Consider the following 19,805-nt stretch of genomic DNA (forward strand, 5'->3'; position numbering starts at 1 on the left):
AACTATATTGGGTTTTAGTTGAGGAGCTCTTATTCGAGTAACGTTCATTTGCACATCTCCTCAACCTGAATGAGATCAGGACTATCGTTGTTCTTATTAGCCTTATTAAGTACTGTCAGGCACGGCTTAACACGCTGTTGCCAATTGGCTTCATTAATCTCACCAACAATATGCTGACGAATGATGCCATCTCCATCCACAACAAAGGTTTCGGGCGCACCAGTTATGCCTAAGTCTAGAGCAAACTGACCCAATGAATCCTGAATAGACATAGAAAATGGATCACCGCCTCGGTTTAAGTAACTGAGCGCATTACCAATCTCATCCTTATAATTCACACCAACGATATCAACGCCGCGCTCTTCTAGTTGCATTAAAAACGGATGCTCAATAACGCAAGTTGGGCACCATGAGCCCCAAACATTAAGTAAAAACGGCTTATCCGGCAAATTATCATTGGTGATAGTACGGGTAGTATCTGCTAATAACGGCAGCTCAAAGGTAGGAACCGGACGCTCAAGAGCGGTATTGGTCACAATGTCTGTTGGTTTACCTAAGCGCATGTACAATATAACTACCAAACCAAAAAAGAGGATAAGCGGAATTAAGAACCATAGCTTCGTCTGCTTTTTTTTCATTGTCTTTGGGTTACGCTGCTTACTGTTTTGGCTATCTTTTTGCTCAGGAGTATTATTCGACATAGTCATTTATTTCTCCTTTAGTGTCGACATCGTCGATACTGAGATTGCCTGCTCAATAGCTACCTCATTGACTCCATAAGTAGCCAAACTACCAGTAACTAGCAACGGAGCTTTAATTTTTTTGATGCGGTATCGTTTATCAAGCATACTAATTAATCCACCTAGAGCCATGATAATTGCCCCTAACCAAATCCAGCGAATTAATGGTTTTACATAAATCCTTAATGCCCATTGGTTACTACCATCGGCAATAGGTTCGCCCAGTGCGACATAAACATCGCGCATAAGACTGGGGTCAATAGCAGCTTCAGTTGTTGGCATCGTGCTGATAATATAAGTACGCTTTTCTGGAGTCAGTTTCGCCACTTCACGACCGTCTTTGGATACCACCACTTGCGCTTGCGTTGCATCAAAGTTACTACCCTTTATTTCAAAAAATTCAGTTACTTCAAAATCGTAACCTTGAACATTGACTGTATCGCCAATACCCATTGCTACGTCACGCTCAATACTCAGGCTACTAGTAAAGGCTATGCCAATGACAGCAACCAATACGCCAATATGAGCAGTCTGTTGACCCCAATAGCTAAGACGCAGCTGACGCAGACCTTTAAAGAAATTAGGGGCGTTCTTGGTTTTGTCTCTAAAGTCAACGATCATCCATAGCAGTACCCAAAAGCTCACCGCTAAAGTCACGCCAATATTGAACATAGCAGATGGACTGGTAAAGTAGGCGATAATAGCAGCCAATACGATACTACTAGCGGCAATGGCGATACCCACCCCTAGTAACGGACGCTTATCTTGTTTCCAGCGAATATTAGAGCCCATACCCATAGCGATTAACAACAGCCATGTCAAAGGCACAAACAGCGCATTGAAGTATGGAGGCCCTACAGATACCTGACCGAGACTAAAGGCATCAGCGATAATAGGATAGAGGGTGCCGAGCAGCACCACTAAGGTTGCAATCAAAATGATGGCGTTATTGATCACTAAAAAGGACTCACGTGAAATCAGCTGATATTGACTTTCAACGGTTAAACGCCAACCGCGAACGGCAAACATTAATAGACCACTACCGATGATAATGCCAAGAATAGCTAAGATGACCAAACCACGCGTCGGATCAGCGGCAAACGAATGCACTGAGGTAAGGACTCCAGAGCGTACCAGGAACGTGCCAAGCAAGCTTAAGGCAAAGGCGAAAATAGCCAGCATGATGGTCCATGCTTTAAACACCCCGCGCTTTTCAGTGACTGCTAATGAATGCAGCAATGCTAAGCCGACAAGCCAAGGCATAAACGAGGCGTTCTCTACCGGATCCCAAAACCACCAACCGCCCCAGCCAAGCTCGTAGTAGGCCCACCACGAGCCCAGTGCAATACCAATGGTCAAAAATCCCCAAGCCGCGAGCGCCCATGGACGTGACCAGCGTGTCCAAGCAGCATCTAAACGCCCTTCCCACAATGCCGCCATACAAAATGCAAAAGGCACTACCATACCCACATAGCCCATATATAACATGGGCGGATGAATAATCAGACCGAAATCTTGTAGGACAGGATTTAAATCAGCGCCATCGACCGCTAGATTGGGTAAGGTACGCTCAAACGGTGACGAGGTAAATATCAGCATTGTTAGCATCATTAACTGTACACCGGCCAAAATAACTAATACCCGCGCACGCATTGATAACGGCAAGCCGCGACTAAAGTATGATACCAGTGCACACCATGTGGCCATGATGGTCATCCATAGCAGCAAAGAGCCCTCGTGTCCGCCCCATGTCGCCGATAACTTATAGTACCAAGGCAACAGCGTATTGGAATGCTGCGCGACGTAACTGAGGCTAAAATCATTATAATAAAAACCTGCTATCAAAGCGCCAAATGACGTTATCATGGCGGCAAACTGTGCCCAAGCTAAGCTAGGGGCTAGTCGTTGCCAAGCAACTTGGTTACGAATAACACCAATAGTTGGCAGAATTACCTGCAATAACGCCAATACAAAAGCGGTAAGCAAGGCAAAATAGCCCAATTCTGTAATCAACATACGGTCTAACCTTATTTACTCTAATGCGGTTGCAGTTTACTGTAGCGGTGGAATTTTTATTATTAGAACCCACCCCCGAAATCTGCTGCTATCTCTAGTTTTTAATTGATTTCGAAGGGTTTTATTTAACTACTTTAGGCGGAGTTACCAGTGGAGGCGCGCCTTTAAAGCGCAGTAAACGTAACGCATTGAGAGTAACGAGCACTGTTGCTCCAGCATCAGCTAGAACCGCAATCCATAGTCCAGTAATGCCGAATACGGTCGTGATCAGAAAGACGCCTTTGAGACCTAAAGCGAAAATGACGTTCTGATGAATGTTGCGCATGGTGGCACGCGAAAGTGCAATCAGATGGGCCATGTCTGTAACACGACTTTTTAATAATGCGATATCGGCCGTCTCAATGGCCACATCGGTACCACCACCCATCGCGATGCCAACATCAGCGGTTGCTAGTGCTGGCGCATCGTTAATACCATCACCCACCATCGCTATTTTGCTGTTATTCTTCATCTCGTTAAGCAAGCGCAGTTTGTCCTCAGGCAACAGCTCAGCTTCCCATTCCACGTCTAAATTACTGGCAAGTGCTTGAGCGGTTAAGCGGTTGTCGCCTGTTAGCATGACGGAGCGCACACCCATCGCTTTAAGTTGAGCCACACCTTCATGAGCGTCGTCTCGTAACTCGTCTCTTAGTGCGACCAATCCAAGCACTTCTCGACTTTGCTCATCGAAAAGAACTGAGACGGTCTTGCCCTCATTTTGCAGCGCCTCGATTTGTGCCTGTTGCTCGGCTGAAATTGATGCCTCATCTGCGGCATAAACAGGCGAACCGATAGCTAGCGCGCGCCCAGCGATAGTTGCGTGTACCGCTTTACCCGCAGTAGCAGAAGCTTTAGAAGCCACAGGTATGACAACTTTGGCGGCTTTGGCATGACTGACAATAGCTTCAGCAAGCGGGTGACTAGAACCTGTCTCCACACTGGCAAAGAGCGCCAATACCTTATCTTTACCTTGAGAACCCTGATCCTGAGAATCCTGACCTTGAACACTTGAATACTCTTGTGTAATGTCAACAACATCGGTCACGCGTGGTTTGCCTTCAGTTAAAGTGCCTGTCTTGTCAAAAGCGACTGTCTTCACTTGGCCGATGGTTTCTAAAGCACTACCGCCCTTGATCAGCAAGCCGCGGCGCGCACCGACCGCTAGACCAGAGGCGATAGCAGCTGGTGTTGAGAGCACAAGAGCACAAGGACAAGCGATCAATAATAAGGCTAGACCTCGATATAACCAAGTTGACCAATCTCCGCCCATGGTTAACGGTGGGACGATGATAATTAGGGCGGCAATAGCCATCACAGCCGGTGTATAGTAACGACTGAATTTCTCAATAAAACGGGCAGTGGGTGCTTTGGAAGCTTGCGCTTGCTCTACCAAATCAATAATGCGCGAAATAGTGTTATCGGCGGCTGTCTTTTCTACGCGCACTTGGAGCACACCATCGATGTTAATTGACCCTGCAAATACATTGTCACCCATCGTCTTGGCAACAGGAACAGACTCTCCCGTCACGGGCGAATCATCAAGGCTGGACGCACCTTGAACAATGGAACCATCAGCAGATACCCTATCTCCAGGACGCACCAGCACAAGGTCATTCACTTGTAGTGAAGTCGCTGGAACGTTACGCTGCCCACCTTGAGCATCAAGTAAAATCGCACTTTTCGGAACCAGCGATGATAAGGCTCTGATGCCAGCGCGAGCGCGATCAGCAGCGATACTCTCAAACAGTTCACCGATTGAGAACAAAAAGACAACCGCTGCGGCCTCTTCAGCTTCACCAATGATAAGTGCGCCAAGCACGGCGACGGACATCAGCGTTTCAATTGAAAAGAATGAACCTGTTTTAGCCAGTGCTAAGGCTTTGCGTGCAAATGGAAAAACGCCTACAATCACAGCGATGGCAAACACCCATATCCCATAAGCGGGGAACAGTAGTGACAGTGCATAAGCGCTGCCCATCAAAATACCGAGACCAACAACCTGTTTGCCTTTTTGAGTTTGCCACCACCGCTTATCCTGCGGAGCCATCTGATTGTCGCTGTCAATATCAATAGCCGATACAGTTTGTTGACCAGTATTGGCAGATATACCGAACCCTAGGCTTTTGATTGTTTTTTCGATATCACTAGCCTGAGTCGGCGCACCAGGGGCTAAATTTAGCTCTAGCGTTTCTGTAGCGAAATTCAGCTGAACATCAGAAACCCCAGGCATACGTTTCAAAGCTGTTTCAATCTTGCCGATGCAACTGGCACAGTCCATACCTTCAATATGATATTTCATAATAATTTACCCTTTGAATAATGATATTATGAACCCTATAGTGGCTTTAGAGTCAAGGTTATTTATCTACAGTTTCGTAATTTTAATTTCTCTAGCGCTAGTCTTTACAGCCACTTTAATTATTTAAATCATAGAGGTTGTTATGACAATCAAAATTGGTGAGCTCGCTAAACGCACAGGTGCCACAGTAGAAACCATTCGCTATTATGAAAAAGAGCGTTTATTACCCGAGCCTTTTCGTAGCGAAGGGAATTATCGTTTATATAATGAAGAGCACATTGAGCGTCTACAATTTATCCTACATTGCCGTACGCTCGATATGGCTTTAGATGATGTGCGAATCTTACTTGAATACTGGGAGTCGCCTGACAAGGACTGCGGCGATGTGAATAACTTGCTAGATGAGCACATTCATGCTGTGGAAATACGAATGGAAGAACTGATGCACTTAAAGCATCACTTGACCGTTTTGCGCCAGAAATGTGCAAGTAGTGCACCAGCGTCATCATGTGGCATTTTAAACGCGCTTGTCGATAACTCCTGTCATGAGTAATGATATCAGTAGTGTTCATTTCTGACGGATCAAATCATGAAAGGTTAAATACGCCCTGATGTTAAGCACAAAAAAACCCAGCAATGATATTAAGATCACTACTGGGTTGGAGGAAATAACAACTATGTTGTGCTGACTTAGAAAGTCTTATTTATCATTCATAGCAAGGTGGATATTACGATCTGATGCGGATGCGTCATCCACGTATTTTGAATCGCGCCATGTCGTATAAGCATAGACACCACTGTATGGGCTGATGCTGTTCTGACGGAAATCAGAAATCCAATTTTCGCCATCAAAGATTTGGATATGGCCATGCGGGCGCTTTGATGAGCGATCATAGACAATAACATCACCTACTTGGGTTGGCATATCATTACTGATTTTGCTAAAACCTGCTTTATCAAGCGTGCCACGAGTGGCGTACTGATAGGCTGAAGGATTGGGTGTAAATTCATAACCAGCTGATTGTAGTGCTTTACGTACGTAACGGGCACAATATCCAGAGCTGCCAGATAAAGCCACTTTTGAGGCGCGAGCAGCAGCGATAGCGGGGGCTGAATTGCTGTCAGGAACTGTATTGACTTGCTGCTGTTGTTTTTCAGCGTATAAGCGGCTGTTTAATGATGAAAGCTGATTCTCTTTTTGCTTGGCCTGCGCACTTAGGTTGCTAATTGCTTGACTAATTTCATCATTATTAGAAACATAAGCACCACTTTTGGTGCTATAGATGTTTTTTGATGAACCGTAGTTTGATGCCACAGAAGTATTGGTGATGGTATTATTTGTTTGAGAGATTGTGATAGCAGCACCACTCGTTTGTGCTATGCCCATACCCAGTACTGACAAAATCAATAAAGCCTGTTTCATAAATCTAATACCTACGGTTAATTCAAAATCGTCTGTTATCAACAACAGCGCAGTCAATTAAATCTCAATAACTCAAGTATATATATGTCATAGTGACTGATACTTCTGCTGCATATTATTCATATAAAAAATGATTATTGGCGATCACAGCTCATTGAAGTCTTACGAAGCTGTTACAAATCAAGCTGCTGACCAAAACACAAAGCCGACTTTAGCATAGGTTGTTTAGCCTGTCATTCCCCTTAAAAACCCCAAAAATACTTTTTTGATGTCGAAAAAATTGCTAATATCCCACATTTTACAATGTAAGTTTGTGTAACATGTACAGAATATAGCTGACTAGATTGACCACAATTTCTACTGTTTTATAAGCAAAAAAACGTCTGAGGGTTAAATCTATAATTTAGATTTAACCCTCAGACGTTTTTCTATTGGATGAAGTAATTACCCTATATAGGGTCTAACTAATTATTAAGATAATATAATAATTTATAATATTAATATAGATGTTAATTCCCTACTGGCTTATGTAATATTACGTAATTGTTTCGATACATCCTGTATATTCTTGTATTAACCCTTAATTATTTATCTATTTTAAGGGTTAATAACCGATAAATCCGCTTACATTGTCATCAAAAGTTACAAATTCAAAGTTATTTTTGCTTTTAAAGTCGCAATAGCTAATGATTTTTTTGATGAAGAATCATTTTATAAGCAATAGAACAGTCTTATACCTGCCTCATTTACTTTTAACGCTAACACTATAATCAAAGTATTCTTAACTGCTAACACACTATAATTGCTGCTCTACCGATTCAATATCAGCATAAACTTGGGTCGTCCCGTCTTTATTGAGCTGCATAACCTGATAGGGCATGAATTTATTTTGATACTCCATACCTGGGCTACCAACAGGCATGCCAGGTACGGCAAGACCCATAGCTTGTACTGGCGGATTTTCTAAAAACTGCGCCATATATTTAGCGGGTACATGACCTTCAAAGACGTAACCATCAGTAGTGACTACAGTATGGCAAGAACGCATTTCATTTGGAACGCTGTAGCGCTCTTTAAATACGGCTAAGTCCGCAACATCTTGCGCGGTTGCACTTAGACCATTATCTTCTGCATGACTTATCCATTCTTTACAGCAGCCGCAATTGGCATCTTTATAGACAGTGGCTGAGACGTTTTTTAGTAGGTCTGGTTTACTTACTGATGTCATCATAGGAGTATTTATAACGTTTGGTTCAGCTGTCTTCGGAACAGTCACTACATCTTCAGTTGATGCCGATGTTGTGCTTGCATCAGATACGCCACTACTCGGTTGGCTACAAGCAAATAGTGATGAGGCGGCAAGTAATACTAACGTACTACGCAACCCCTTAGACAGATAACGATTGAATATAAGACTGGATTTTATTTTTAAGGGGGGCATAGTGCTTTCTCATGTACTGTAGGTATTGTGAGCTATAGAAGATCAAGTAACACTTCATATCGTTTGGTAATGTAGCATAATAACCCATTAAACGGAGTACATAAATTCATCCATTGAGCAGTGCAGGCTGGTATCATAAGCAGTTTTTATTTTAAAATACTGCCTGTAGTATTAACGGCTCTATCTAAGTTTTGGATTTTGATTAAAAATTCAAGGCTCATAATTTTGGATAATTTGCGATGCGCCTGTCTACTATTAATCTACAAAAGCGTTTGAGTACTCACTTAAATCAATTACCGCTATCGCTTACGCTAGTAGCAGCATGGCTTGCAGGAGCTATTTTTTTATTTTCGCTAGCGCCTTATGGGTTTTGGCCGCTAGCAATAGTATCACCAGCGATTTTATATGCGCTGTTGGTGACAAGTATGAGTGGTCGTCGCGCTTTTATTATCGGTGAAGCTTACGGTATGGGGCTATGGTGCGTCGGCGGCTTTTGGCTCTATACTGCTATCCATGATTATAGCGATACACCAACGTGGCTCGCATTGATTATGATTGCATTGATGGGTCTCGGTATGGGACTATTTCATGGATTGTTAGCACTAGTCTTTAACCGTATGGTAGGCAAACAACCCTTTTCATTTGCTGCTCTTTGGGTGCTACAAGAATGGTTAAAAACTTGGTTATTCACAGGCTTTCCGTGGCTGTTTGTTGGTTATGCATTTACTGAAGAGTATTGGTTATCGTCCTTAGCACCCGTTGCTGGTGTTTTTTCCGTCTCTTTTGTTGCCATACTATTGGCTGCAAGTTTAGTAGAGCTACTGCTTCGGCGCAGTAGTTATGCCATCGTTTCTGTACTGTTATTAGCCATTAGCACATCATTATGGCTGGTCAATCCGCAATGGACAAAACCTAAGGGCACACCTGATCTGTCAGTGTCATTGATTCAAGGTAATATTTCACAAGATATAAAGTGGCTGACTAAGTATCAAGTAGAAACGCTAAAGATTTATGCGAAGTTAACACGCACTGAGTGGGGACGTGATGTTGTGGTGTGGCCTGAATCATCTATTCCTATGTTTCAGGATGAGGCTGCGGGCTTTATTAGTGAAATGATAGAAATGGCTAATGCGACCAATACGACATGGATAACTGGTATCCCTTATAAGGATAAAGCGGCATTCAATGCCAGTACGGATAAGTATCCCCCATTTTACAATAGCGTGATTGCTCGAGGTGTAGAAGCGGAAGGCCTATACAAGAAGCAGCGTCTAGTGCCTTTTGGAGAGTATATTCCATTTGAAGGCGTGCTCGATATTTTCCCAAGTTTGGCCGGTAGTCAGGATATTAAGAACTATAGTCGTGGTAGTGATCAGCAGTCACCTCTAAAGGTGCGTGGACACAATATAGGGACGGCTATCTGTTATGAGGTAGCTTATCCAGATACCACGCGTAAAAATGCCATCGATACTGAATTTTTGTTGACCGTCTCTAACGATGCCTGGTTTGGCACTTCAGCAGGACCATTGCAACATTTGCAAATGGTACAAATGCGCGCGCTTGAGAACGGGCGCTGGTTTATTCGAGCGACCAATACTGGTGTTACCGCTATCATTAACCATAAAGGTCGTATTGTAAAACGCGCACCGCAGTTTGAGCGTACTGTACTACGTGGTGAGATACAGGCACGGGTTGGTAACACGCCCTTTATGCTTATGGGAAATTATCCTATCTTGATAATAATAACCTTGTTATTACTACTAAGCTATTTTGGCAAAGGTCTAACCACACTTAGAAGACGAGGGTAATAGTAAACTTAATCATAATAATTTAATCAGTGTAAGTTTTTTATTTTTTCTAGGTAACGTCCTAACGCACGTAAATATAAAAGTTTTAAACTATTGATCACATAAGAACTGATTGAAAAAATTATGTTGACATAAGGCACGCGCCTCATACTTAAAAAGAGATAGCTATATACGGTCTATCATCTTTTAGTTGATACTTTCATTTAATGCACGCGATTTTTGATTGTCATCTGCCTTAGTACCAAATTCAATAGTTGCATGTTGTATATTCTGATGCGCCAAATCTTCCTTGATGTTTTCTTTCATAGTAATAGTCTCTTCAAACGTTATATCGGTCTTCGGTACAATATGAACTGTAAGAGCATTCTCAGTGGTACTCAAAGCCCAGATATGTAAATGATGAAAGTTTTGAATAAAATTATAGCTCTCTAAGATAGCAGTGATTTTACTGAGATCAACATTTTGAGGTACTCCGTCGATAGCAAGCTTGATACTCTCTTTTAGTAGACCCCAAGTCGATAACAGTATAACGACTGAAATAATCAAGCTAACTAGAGGATCAACGATATTCCAACTTGTATAGTAAATAATAATGCCCGAGATAACGACACCTACAGAGACCAATGCATCTACCATTAGATGCAAGAAAGCACCTTTGATATTAATATCGTCTTTTTGACCTTTGTAGAATGCAAAAGCAGAAACAGTATTTATAAATACACCTATTAGAGCTGTAATAATAATAACTTTTCCTGCAACTTCCGGTATCGTATCAAATCGACCCAAGGCCTCATACGCAATACCTATAACGATTGTAACTAACAATATGGCGTTAATAAGAGACGCCATTATAGAAGCTTTTTTGTAGCCATAGGTATAAAGCGTAGTAGATGCTTTCTGTGCTAATTTCATTCCAATTAACGAGATTATTAAACTGGCAACATCACTTAAGTTGTGGCTAGCGTCTGCGATTAAAGCTAATGAATTAGTTGAATAGCCCACTATAAACTCGATGAGCGTAAATGCAGAATTTAGACCAATCCCAATATAAAAAGCTTTATTCATATTTTTAGGGTCTGGAGCTTGATGACTGTGGTTATCTGAATTACTCATAATTTACCCTTGTTTAGGTTGCTGCATTTTATTAAAGGTAGAAAATAAGTTTATTGCATATTTTCTATATTGCACAGTCAATATTGCTCTAATACCGTAGACCCACTTATTTTTATCAATAAACTGAGCCACAACTTGATTGTGTGTCCTATCTCTCCTTGGGCGAAAAAAGCGGATTTTACTGTAATCTAACTGGCTTACGTAAGCTTCTTGTTCTCATGTTCAAGCTCTTTAGTATGTGTAGCTTAGTCTTGAATGTTGGTTAGTATAGTTTCATTAGTGTGCTTTTTATGACATGACCACATAAAGGTGTAATCGTTTAATGCTTCAATCAGCATACGAACGGCGCGTTCTTTAATCTCAGGAGTGTAGGTTTGTCTTTTCATTATCGTATTCTCTCAGAAAGATGATTTACCGCTTCTTAACAGCGCGTGTAAAACCTTGCATCTGACGACTAAGCCGGTCTTCATAGTAAACTATCCCAGTATTGTCAGAAACTTAACGTCTTGTGAGGATGTACTAAGTGCTAACTTCAAAATGGTTGAAATACCTACGCTAAATGACGACAAAAAAAGCCTAAGCAATCTAATGAAAAAGTAGATAATAAAAACCCAATCTACATGACAAACAAAAAAATGCCTCTGGGAGTTGACTCCCAGAGGCATTTAGTTTTAAATATAGCTAACGGTTACAGCGTGTTGACGCACACTGTAACGAACAAATAAGCACCTGAACTGCGTTATTTGAACAGCATTAAATGCCCGTGTAGGTGCATTTTATCCAAAATTTGCTTTCATATCAACTTTATTCACTATACATTTTAAAAACCGCTTGTTCGCTCGTTACATCCTCGTGCTGCTCTCTTTATAACCGTTACCCGTCAAATGGGTGGCAGGCTAAGGCGACGACTGCGTTTGACAGAAGGGTAAAGCTCTCGACAGGGGGTTCTAGACATATTGAGCAACGCAATGAGTGGTTATTTGTGCATATCGTAGCGGTATATTGGGTGTATTGCCCTTGCTAGCGTATGACAGCACAGTAGCGGTTAAGAGCGTGTCTAGGCGGTGCTATCAGCCGTAATCTTAACAACCGTAGCTTGATACAGTGATACGGTCTTGATGACGCGATGGGCGATGAAGTCGGCATGACTAATCACATCAAATCCAAGGAATGCACTAAAGTGTTTGTGAGTATGCTAGAAAATACTCATAGATGCTTTAGGGTGAGTGTTCCTTGAAATCTGCTCAAGGCTCCAAAATCAGCATCGGAACTTACTTAGGCTAATTTAAATAGTATATAGCCCACTAGGCTATATACTATTAGACTTCAGAGAAAAATTTAGAATAGTTCTTATACAACAGTCATTTATTCAGTGAGTCGATATTGTCATAGTTGATTCATAAGCTTAGTGTGAATAGAACGAGATCTACGCTTTAGGTAAAGTCTCTTCCTAGCTCATAACTATTCTTTATCTTGGAACCTTGAATACTTTTATTTAATCAACATCCAAGGCGTTATCTTTGTTTTGAATAAGTATTAGATTATCTTGAGCTTTCTTGAGTTTATTTTGTAACACAGTCACTTGTTCTTGTTCTGATAGGTGACGGCTCGATAGCTCGCCATATTGCTTATTCAATATACTATGTTCAGCTTCAAGTTTAGCCTGTATTTGAGTCAGCTGCTCATAAAGTCCTGATAGCTTATCACGTTCAAAGGTTACCGCCTTTAGCTCTCCTTTGATCTCTGCGGTAGCAGTTTGTATCTCATTGCGTTCAGCTGTGACCGTCTTTAGCTCTGACTTAGTGGCTTTAAGCTCCGCCTTTAAACGTGCAATCTCTGCTTTATCGCTATCAGCTGTAGCTTTAAGCGTGGCTACCTCACCAAGACTACTAGTAAGCTCTACAGATTGCTTATCTAATGCGCTACGTGTCTCTACAAGCTGTGATTGTGCTGTTTCTGCTTTAGTTCGTTCAAGCTCTAATTGATGCTTAGTATCTGATAGCGTCTGTTTGGTAGCATCATGGTCAGCTGTGGCTTGCTGAGCCGCTTTAGTTGCTGTCTCCGCAGTAGTGGCCACTTCGTCCAGCTGCTGTAGTAGATCTGCTTGTTCACCCTCTAAGGTTTTAACTGCTTCTTGCGCTTCGTCCGTCTCTGCTTGTGCCTTAACCTTAACCACCTCTAGAGCTTCACGCTCCTTAGACAGCCTATCGTTCGCCATATCAATAGCTGTCTGCCACATATCAGCGCCAAGCGTGTGCAAGCGTTCAGTGATACCGCTAGGTAAATCCACTTGTTGCAGCTCTTGCTCTTCCTGCTGTTCTCGCTTCCAACTCTGCATCGCATCACTAATGGTAGTGAATGAGCCACCGCCTAGCGCCTTACGCACCTCTGCCAGTGTCGGCTTTATCCCTTGCTCCTGTAATCGGTCAGCTGCTGCATGAATATCTTGTGTGGTGAGTGCCATGATTTTGTATTCCTTGATAGTGCATTGTAGTATGTTGTATATAGTATAATACAATATACAACATACTACAATGCAAGGTGTAAAAAAACCCCAAGTCGTCTTGAGGTTATAACTTGTTGGCTAAGACTTAATGATCAGTTAGGTATTCTTCTAGGGCATCATTGATCATGTCCTGATAGTTACCGCCTGTCTGCTTGGCTCTGTCCTTAAACTTAGCAAGAATGCTTGGGCTGATAACACTGGCTTCTGTAGTAAGCGTTTGTGGTTTGATACTGCCACGGATCGCGCCTGACCAGTCGGTGATTTCTGGAATGTCCGATAGATCAATGTCGTCATCGCTAAGCGTTGCTAAGTACTCTAAGTCCGCTTGCTGCTTAGCCGTTAATGGCGGCAACTTATCTATGTGATAACTAACCTTGTTCATATTGTCTCCTTTCAATCTTTGTGGCACGCCTGGCAGAGATAATGCGTATAACCTCAGGCCATAGATTTCAAACACTGCAAAAGCATTGGCCTTTGACTCTTAAGTAAGCCATATATCATAATTGGTAGTAAACATAGTAATTACTTACCTTGACTGACTTTTGGTAAGTAGCTCTCAAGCGCTTTGTTTGGCTTGTTAAAGCTTTCAGGCTCCCGCTGTATGATGTTAATCATTTCACGCTTAAAACTATCAGTACTCATTTTACCGTCATAGCTTAAACCTGGGTGATCGTTATAGTCGTTCATAAACTGCACATTATCAACAATTGATTTGATCTTATCTTCTGACAATTTACCGTCTTTACCAGCAATTTTATCTAATAACTTTTTGTGAAATTTGAGCTTTAAGCCTTTATAGCCCTTCCCTCTTGCTTTTTTTTGATACTCTACACTGACTTTATAATTCGTATTTTCATTTATATCGTTGATAGCTGTTTCAATAACATATCTTCGCAACTCACTAAATTGCTTATACTTATCTTTAACACACATTACGTGTTTAAACTCTTCTATCGTAAACTCTTTGCTGTACTGGTATTGATTAACCCACATTACCACCAATTCATACATTTTTATTGAATGAATACTCGATAACTCACCTATTTCTAATAGCTTGTATTTAGTGAAATTAGCTTTAAGTTGCGTCAAATATGGCAGTATTTTATTTGCGAATGATAATACGACTTCTCCGTTATCCGGATCATAAACAATACTACTAACAAGCCTTGTTTGAAGCGTTTTATTCTCGGGCAAGCTCATAACAATATCGACGTCATATAAACGTTTGCTTGCGTTCTCTATGTCACGATAAACATTCTGTTCGTTCTTAGACTTCTTACCAAAAAACAATGATTTAATATCATCAACTGTTACTTTATATTCTGTGTCTTGCGTGACATTTGGTGCATCAGGCCTACTGTCAATTTGACTGATACAAGCAAGCATGAGCTCTTTATCCGTCTTTTGCATTGTGTACGTTGCTAGGATTAAATCATTTGACTGAACAACTAAGTTATTTTCCATTTCAACTCTGCGCCCATAGTTACATTTAACAAGATCTTATCATAAAATAGAGTTATAAAAAGAGTGTTTTTTATTTATCTCTGTTTTCTGCTCATTTACTCTGTTTTCTGCTCATTTACTCTGTTTTCTGCTCATTTACTCTGTTTTCTGCTCATTTACTCTTTTTCTTTCTTGTAAGGTATTGATTTTAACAGGGAAAAATAGCTCTCAAACAGGAATAAACAGGAGTAAACAGGATCAAATAAAAACCCTCAAAGAAACGGGTGATAAATTTTTTTGTGGATAAGTGAAAAATCATCACTTAAACCACGCAGCTTGCCTAAGCAATTTAACCCTGTGTAATGTTTTTTTAAGGATTAGATTAAGGGCTAAATCCTCGACTGGGTGCATTAGTTCTACTCACTTGATGCTGATAGGACTCTAAACCGTCCTGTAGTGCTCTGTGTTGGCTTTCAGAAAGCTTTCCGTCGTATTGCTCGGTAAACGTCTCTAAAGCGGCTTTAAGAGTCTCTGAGTAAGCTTTACGCTGGGTAGTTGGTAATGAGCTCATATCACGAAACGCAAATTTAAACTGCTGACACGTTTTATCTAAGGTATCTGCAAGATGTTCTTTAGCACATTTCCTCGCCTCAGCTGGGTGATTATCATTATCAATATAATCAGTTAACCATTCTGTATAGTTGAATGAGGAGACAACGTCTCGAGTCAGTCTACCAACGTCTCCTGCGCTACCGCCTAGCTTATTGATGATACTAGTTTTAAATGTCGCACGCTTTTGATCAATATCGTCCCTAAAGTCCTCAAAATGCTTAATAAGCGCCAGATACCGCTCTCGTTCAGCTTTAGGATCACGCAAAAGCTTGATAATGGATTTGTTATTTTCAACTAGCGTGTAATCAAAACGTTTGCCCACTTGCTGTAAGTGATCTCTAAACCCTAGCGCTTTATCTTTATCTTCAATACCAAGGCGCTTTGCAAACTCGCTAAGTATCGCAACTTGACGCTTATCAAATTTATCAGGGGCATCCTCTATCGTTTCTCCTTGTGCCCAGCTGATTGCCATTGAATTGTGATGGCGTTGAATTAAACGCATGGCTAAGTGCAGCTTCATACGTTCAGCATACTCAAAGATTCTCTCATCTTTGTGACGGTTTGCTCGAGTGTCTCGATCAACTTGTCTTTGCTGTCGATCAAGTCGAGCAGCTCTTGCTCGTCGTGCTGCGTCATCGAAGGGGTTGGGGGCTGGTCTTGCACTTCGCTCAGTTGCTTTGTTAATTTCAATATTTGACTTTCCGATAGCTTCAGTGATTCCCTCAATTGCTTGTTTTGTGTCGTCAATTCTTTGTGTGAGCTTGTTATTTGCTTGTGCTGTGCCATTAATTCTTTGTTTTGTGTCATCACATCGCTTTGGTAGGTTTTCGCATCGTTTAGCTGCCCAAGCAATGCCTGATTTTGCCTCTTCAACGCATCGTTTTGTGTCGTCAACTCGAATTGCCGTTCTATTATTTTGTTCTGTGCAGTACGTAATGTGAGGTTCTGAGCTTCCAGAGAGGTGTTTTGCAAAATCAGCTCGCTGTTTTGTGCCTCCAATGCTGCCAGGTAGTCTTGCATTTTTCTCAGTTGCCCAAGCAAGTCCTTTTCTAAGTGCGCTAATTCGTCGCTCATTGTCTGCTTCCTGTTTGATATGGTTGTCAGCCACCAATTTATTACGTGCTTTGATGGCGCGGTTGGTGTCTCCTTTTTCGGTCGTGATGCCTCGGCGCTCCATTGCCGTCGCCTCAACGCCCATTTTAATGGTGGGCTGCTGATCAAGCCCCTGATCCTTATAACTGCGCGCATCCATCAATGGCAGATGATGCTGCGCCAACACTTTATTGGCGGTATCTACCCACATCTCCCGAACACGCTTAATCTCTTGCATCGATGACGGCAGATCATGCGCCTTACGTTTTTTGTTGGACCACTCAAACGGGGTCTTAAGCTTTGGATCAAACGCCAAGGTTTTATTCGGTCCAATGGTAGGCGCTCGAGTAGTGACTAAAATATGCGCGTGAAAATTACGGGGATCAGGGTTCTCCTCACCCTCACGCAAATACTTAGAGCTTGGCGGTACATTAGGATCAAAAGGCAATTTCATCACCGGACGATGGATACACACATCAGCAATCACATCCATATCGTCGCAAAGCTTTTGGGCAAAGTTGATGGCCAGCTGATGCCGATCATATTCGTCTAACTCATACGGCAAATTAATCAGCCACTCACGCGCCACCCGACTGTCCGAACGTGTCTCTGCCGCTTCAGCGGTATTCCAAAGCGTCTCTCGATCCACACTCACACCCAGCGCCTTTAGCGAAAATGGTAAAACAATATCGCTACTCATAACCCCAGACTTTTTACTATAGTCATGCGTCTTGCCATATTTGGCATCATCAAGCACATCCCCAGCACGATAGGCCGCCGACGCCACAGCTGACTGCCCTGATTTTCGAGAAATCGCCTTTGTCGCAATATGTACCATCGTCATAAAGAGCCACCTGCTATTGTTGCTTTTTTCACACCACCGCTTTTTGTGGTGTGCGGGGTTTGGGGTTTCCCCAACGAAGAAGGATTCAAAATTAAGATAGTAACGAAGTGGATAGATTAAATTTTGAGTCGTTACTTCGCCCTTAGTCAGGGAGACGCCACCATCAAATACTAAAATAATATATCTGAGGTGTCTGATGCGGTTGTGTTAAAGCTTACCACAAGCGATTGAATGATAGTGAGGTGCTTGCTATGCTGAGTAAAATTTAATCGATAAGGGTAAATCTGATGTCAGTATCTAATAATAAAGCACCTATGTCTATTTTTGATAGTCAAGACTCTAATGAGCTAAAAGAGCGTCAACGGTTAGAAGAGTTAAAACGCCAAGCTAAGGTTCAGCAGGTGAAGCTGGATAAACGATTAAACAAGCAGAAGATTCTAATGGGGGCATTTTTGGGTCAAGTATTGGCAACTGAAGGTGAAACTGAGCAAATGATTCGAGATTACTTCGCCATTCACTTTCCAGATTTTTTAACAAGGAAATCAGATAAGTTTTTATTCAAAAGTATGATCGAGAGTTTAGGTGGTGATATAGGATTGGGTGAGGAAGAGGATCCATTTTTAGCCAACGTAAAAGAAAATAATAAAGAAGCTACTGATCAAAATACAGGCGTTGAAGGCAGAAATACTGATAGCAATAACCAAACGCAATCTGACTCTCTGGCTAATTATAGAGAACAGGATTCGCTACTAGATGACAATAGTCATGCTACTGGTGGAAGTAATCCAAACTATCATGGGTAATAGGTTATGTTTATTGAAAGCCACAAAGCTGCGCTATCAAGCTTTGATGCAAATATAGAGCCGTATATGGTCGATGGTGTAGTGGCAGATAGTGAAGGCGCTTTATCTGTGATGCTGCCACTTGCAAGAAATACGATAGCCATTAAATTTGCAGAAGATGATCATAGCGTTGCGGAAATGGTAGCTCGTGCATTTACTTTGTTTGAAAACTTCTGCACAAGCGATCAAGCATACGCTTTTTACAATGAGATGATGGAAAATCCAAAATTATATGATCGTGTGATGCAGTTCGTTACTCTGATGCTAATAGCTGATAAGCCATTAGGAACCCTTGCCATAAGTAAGGCAGTGGATAAAAAACATGCAAAGCTTTTGAGTGATGTTCGGCTGATTGGTGGAATTTTTGGGTTTTATGATAAAGAGACTAAGGTTTATACAGATGATATCACTTGCATAACTCATCTCAATGGAACAACTAAAGAGCTGACTCTGCCCCCTGAGAAGGTTTTGATGCTGATGAGCTATTACATAAATGGCCAACGTGTATTGACCATGATGCCCTGGTGATGGGTTTAGGTTAAAGTGCAGTTGCACAGGATCATGGATAGTCTTTTACATATCAGCATAAAACTTCTGGATAAAGTCACGAGTCTTGCTCATGAGTCGCTCGTGAAGGGGTTTGCGCTCAAATAGCTTAACTTTATAGTTAGGTAGCGCTTTCACTTCGTTACGGTCAGGTAGCCGCTTGCTAGTCTTATACTTTCTGAGGATCTCTTGCATGACATCGGCTTTCAGATTGTTATCTTTACATAGCTCTTGGTACGCAGCCTCCTTCTCTACGTCCCAAAAGTGTGCAAAAGCCTCCTCTACTGTCTGACCATCTGGCATTTTAGGCATCTGCTCCTTGATGAACTTTTGGATAAGCTCTTGCTTGTCGCGGAAGGTCGGCTCATTCATGATTAAATCGTTCACCTGGGCTTGGTACTGGGCTGCCTTCTCTTCGTTGCCATCGTCTTGCTGCTTATTGGCTTGCTTGAGTAGCTCTAGTATGTAGCCGACATTGATACGATCGCTATGTAGCATTTCAATCTGAAAGTTGATGTCATCGAGTATTGAGGTTTTATCCTGGCTATTCTTGTTCTGGGTGCGAATGTTGCGGTATAGGTCTATATATTTACTGGCAAAATTGGCGAAGTCTTCTTTATTCAGATCTGTATCAGCCTGGTCGTAGTCTACGAAGGTACCTAACTGCTCGTTATAGCGCATCACTTCACGAAAGGCTTTGATAAATGCTAACTGCTCATCTTCAGTCTCTAGTGTATCAACGGCCTTATAATCAGCGCAGATGTCTAAAAGGGTCTTAGCGGCTTGATCGTAGTGCTTTCGTAGCTCATGCATTTCAGGAATGACGGCGATATCTTTCGCTTGCTTGTTGGCAAACAGGGCTAGAGCGTCGTCGGTGTTTTGCTTTAGGTTACGAAAGCAGACGATATTACCAAAGGGCTTTTTATCGTTATAGATACGGTTGGTGCGTGAGAAGGCTTGTACCAGACCATGGTACTTTAGGTTCTTATCCACGTATAGCGTATTTAAGGTTTTGGCGTCGAATCCTGTCAGAAACATGTT

At 41.9% G+C, this 19,805-nt stretch carries 16 protein-coding genes; 4 read left to right on the forward strand and 12 right to left on the reverse strand.

Annotated elements, in window-relative coordinates; translation table 11 throughout:
* Positions 1 to 44: 44 nt before the first annotated feature.
* The 3 genes from ACS8E3_RS12490 to ACS8E3_RS12500 form a co-directional block, all read right to left on the reverse strand.
* Positions 45 to 707: a DsbE family thiol:disulfide interchange protein gene (locus tag ACS8E3_RS12490; protein WP_011513682.1), complete on the reverse strand. Its 663-nt coding sequence runs from the start codon at positions 705 to 707 to the stop codon at positions 45 to 47.
* Positions 708 to 2,756 (reverse strand): heme lyase CcmF/NrfE family subunit, encoded by a 2,049-nt coding sequence (locus tag ACS8E3_RS12495; RefSeq protein WP_025643925.1) that lies wholly within the window; start codon positions 2,754 to 2,756, stop codon positions 708 to 710.
* A gap of 121 nt (positions 2,757 to 2,877) precedes the next feature.
* Positions 2,878 to 5,094: a heavy metal translocating P-type ATPase gene (locus ACS8E3_RS12500; RefSeq protein ID WP_058025811.1), complete on the reverse strand. Its 2,217-nt coding sequence runs from the start codon at positions 5,092 to 5,094 to the stop codon at positions 2,878 to 2,880.
* A gap of 142 nt (positions 5,095 to 5,236) precedes the next feature.
* Between ACS8E3_RS12500 and cadR the strand changes: the two genes are divergently transcribed.
* The gene (gene cadR, locus ACS8E3_RS12505; RefSeq protein ID WP_007394845.1) at positions 5,237 to 5,647 is read left to right on the forward strand and encodes a Cd(II)/Pb(II)-responsive transcriptional regulator; all 411 of its coding nucleotides are present in this window, start codon (positions 5,237 to 5,239) and stop codon (positions 5,645 to 5,647) included.
* A 147-nt stretch (positions 5,648 to 5,794) separates the two neighbouring features.
* Here the strand turns inward: cadR and ACS8E3_RS12510 are convergent, their stop codons facing one another.
* Both ACS8E3_RS12510 and ACS8E3_RS12515 read right to left on the reverse strand, forming a co-directional pair.
* Positions 5,795 to 6,517: a CHAP domain-containing protein gene (locus tag ACS8E3_RS12510; protein ID WP_025643918.1), complete on the reverse strand. Its 723-nt coding sequence runs from the start codon at positions 6,515 to 6,517 to the stop codon at positions 5,795 to 5,797.
* Positions 6,518 to 7,313: 796 nt separating this feature from the next.
* Positions 7,314 to 7,958, reverse strand: a complete 645-nt coding sequence (locus tag ACS8E3_RS12515; RefSeq protein WP_439244623.1) for a DUF411 domain-containing protein — start codon at positions 7,956 to 7,958, stop codon at positions 7,314 to 7,316.
* Positions 7,959 to 8,197: 239 nt separating this feature from the next.
* Between ACS8E3_RS12515 and lnt the strand changes: the two genes are divergently transcribed.
* Positions 8,198 to 9,766 carry an apolipoprotein N-acyltransferase gene (lnt, locus tag ACS8E3_RS12520; RefSeq protein WP_077449698.1) on the forward strand — a complete coding sequence of 523 codons (1,569 nt, stop codon included), beginning with the start codon at positions 8,198 to 8,200 and terminating at the stop codon, positions 9,764 to 9,766.
* Between the two features lie 186 nt (positions 9,767 to 9,952).
* On the opposite strand, the gene ACS8E3_RS12525 is transcribed toward lnt, so the two are convergent.
* The 6 genes from ACS8E3_RS12525 to ACS8E3_RS12550 all read right to left on the reverse strand — a co-directional run bounded on the left by ACS8E3_RS12525 (position 9,953) and on the right by ACS8E3_RS12550 (position 17,376).
* Positions 9,953 to 10,879 carry a cation diffusion facilitator family transporter gene (locus tag ACS8E3_RS12525; protein WP_058025953.1) on the reverse strand — a complete coding sequence of 309 codons (927 nt, stop codon included), beginning with the start codon at positions 10,877 to 10,879 and terminating at the stop codon, positions 9,953 to 9,955.
* A gap of 245 nt (positions 10,880 to 11,124) precedes the next feature.
* Positions 11,125 to 11,265: a hypothetical protein gene (locus ACS8E3_RS12530; RefSeq protein ID WP_156410079.1), complete on the reverse strand. Its 141-nt coding sequence runs from the start codon at positions 11,263 to 11,265 to the stop codon at positions 11,125 to 11,127.
* 1,109 nt (positions 11,266 to 12,374) lie between these two features.
* Positions 12,375 to 13,343: a DNA-binding protein gene (locus ACS8E3_RS12535; RefSeq protein WP_058025952.1), complete on the reverse strand. Its 969-nt coding sequence runs from the start codon at positions 13,341 to 13,343 to the stop codon at positions 12,375 to 12,377.
* A gap of 127 nt (positions 13,344 to 13,470) precedes the next feature.
* Positions 13,471 to 13,767 (reverse strand): hypothetical protein, encoded by a 297-nt coding sequence (locus ACS8E3_RS12540; protein WP_025643904.1) that lies wholly within the window; start codon positions 13,765 to 13,767, stop codon positions 13,471 to 13,473.
* Between the two features lie 140 nt (positions 13,768 to 13,907).
* Entirely contained in the window at positions 13,908 to 14,849 is a 942-nt protein-coding gene (locus tag ACS8E3_RS12545; RefSeq protein ID WP_058025554.1) for a replication initiation protein, read from the reverse strand.
* A 361-nt stretch (positions 14,850 to 15,210) separates the two neighbouring features.
* The gene (locus ACS8E3_RS12550; RefSeq protein ID WP_058025555.1) at positions 15,211 to 17,376 is read right to left on the reverse strand and encodes a MobA/MobL family protein; all 2,166 of its coding nucleotides are present in this window, start codon (positions 17,374 to 17,376) and stop codon (positions 15,211 to 15,213) included.
* 287 nt (positions 17,377 to 17,663) lie between these two features.
* Here ACS8E3_RS12550 and ACS8E3_RS12555 point away from each other — a divergent pair, with 287 nt between their 5' ends.
* Together ACS8E3_RS12555 and ACS8E3_RS12560 are read left to right on the forward strand one after the other, a co-directional pair.
* Entirely contained in the window at positions 17,664 to 18,179 is a 516-nt protein-coding gene (locus ACS8E3_RS12555) for a hypothetical protein (protein ID WP_025643898.1), read from the forward strand.
* A 6-nt stretch (positions 18,180 to 18,185) separates the two neighbouring features.
* Entirely contained in the window at positions 18,186 to 18,746 is a 561-nt protein-coding gene (locus tag ACS8E3_RS12560; protein ID WP_025643896.1) for a hypothetical protein, read from the forward strand.
* Positions 18,747 to 18,791: 45 nt separating this feature from the next.
* Here the strand turns inward: ACS8E3_RS12560 and ACS8E3_RS12565 are convergent.
* Positions 18,792 to 19,805: type I restriction endonuclease subunit R, EcoR124 family (locus ACS8E3_RS12565; protein WP_439244628.1), on the reverse strand; the 1,014-nt coding region annotated here is incomplete at its 5' end.

Source organism: Psychrobacter sp. 2Y5, from assembly GCF_051847375.1.
Lineage (GTDB): Bacteria > Pseudomonadota > Gammaproteobacteria > Pseudomonadales > Moraxellaceae > Psychrobacter.

Coding starts and splice junctions, on each gene's coding strand:
- ACS8E3_RS12490 (WP_011513682.1), bottom strand. CDS start 707: ATGACTATGTCGAATAATACTCCTGAGCAAAAAGATAGCCAAAACAGT.
- ACS8E3_RS12495 (WP_025643925.1), bottom strand. CDS start 2,756: ATGTTGATTACAGAATTGGGCTATTTTGCCTTGCTTACCGCTTTTGTA.
- ACS8E3_RS12500 (WP_058025811.1), bottom strand. CDS start 5,094: ATGAAATATCATATTGAAGGTATGGACTGTGCCAGTTGCATCGGCAAG.
- cadR (WP_007394845.1), top strand. CDS start 5,237: ATGACAATCAAAATTGGTGAGCTCGCTAAACGCACAGGTGCCACAGTA.
- ACS8E3_RS12510 (WP_025643918.1), bottom strand. CDS start 6,517: ATGAAACAGGCTTTATTGATTTTGTCAGTACTGGGTATGGGCATAGCA.
- ACS8E3_RS12515 (WP_439244623.1), bottom strand. CDS start 7,958: ATGCCCCCCTTAAAAATAAAATCCAGTCTTATATTCAATCGTTATCTG.
- lnt (WP_077449698.1), top strand. CDS start 8,198: ATGCGCCTGTCTACTATTAATCTACAAAAGCGTTTGAGTACTCACTTA.
- ACS8E3_RS12525 (WP_058025953.1), bottom strand. CDS start 10,879: ATGAGTAATTCAGATAACCACAGTCATCAAGCTCCAGACCCTAAAAAT.
- ACS8E3_RS12530 (WP_156410079.1), bottom strand. CDS start 11,265: ATGAAAAGACAAACCTACACTCCTGAGATTAAAGAACGCGCCGTTCGT.
- ACS8E3_RS12535 (WP_058025952.1), bottom strand. CDS start 13,343: ATGGCACTCACCACACAAGATATTCATGCAGCAGCTGACCGATTACAG.
- ACS8E3_RS12540 (WP_025643904.1), bottom strand. CDS start 13,767: ATGAACAAGGTTAGTTATCACATAGATAAGTTGCCGCCATTAACGGCT.
- ACS8E3_RS12545 (WP_058025554.1), bottom strand. CDS start 14,849: ATGGAAAATAACTTAGTTGTTCAGTCAAATGATTTAATCCTAGCAACG.
- ACS8E3_RS12550 (WP_058025555.1), bottom strand. CDS start 17,376: ATGACGATGGTACATATTGCGACAAAGGCGATTTCTCGAAAATCAGGG.
- ACS8E3_RS12555 (WP_025643898.1), top strand. CDS start 17,664: ATGTCAGTATCTAATAATAAAGCACCTATGTCTATTTTTGATAGTCAA.
- ACS8E3_RS12560 (WP_025643896.1), top strand. CDS start 18,186: ATGTTTATTGAAAGCCACAAAGCTGCGCTATCAAGCTTTGATGCAAAT.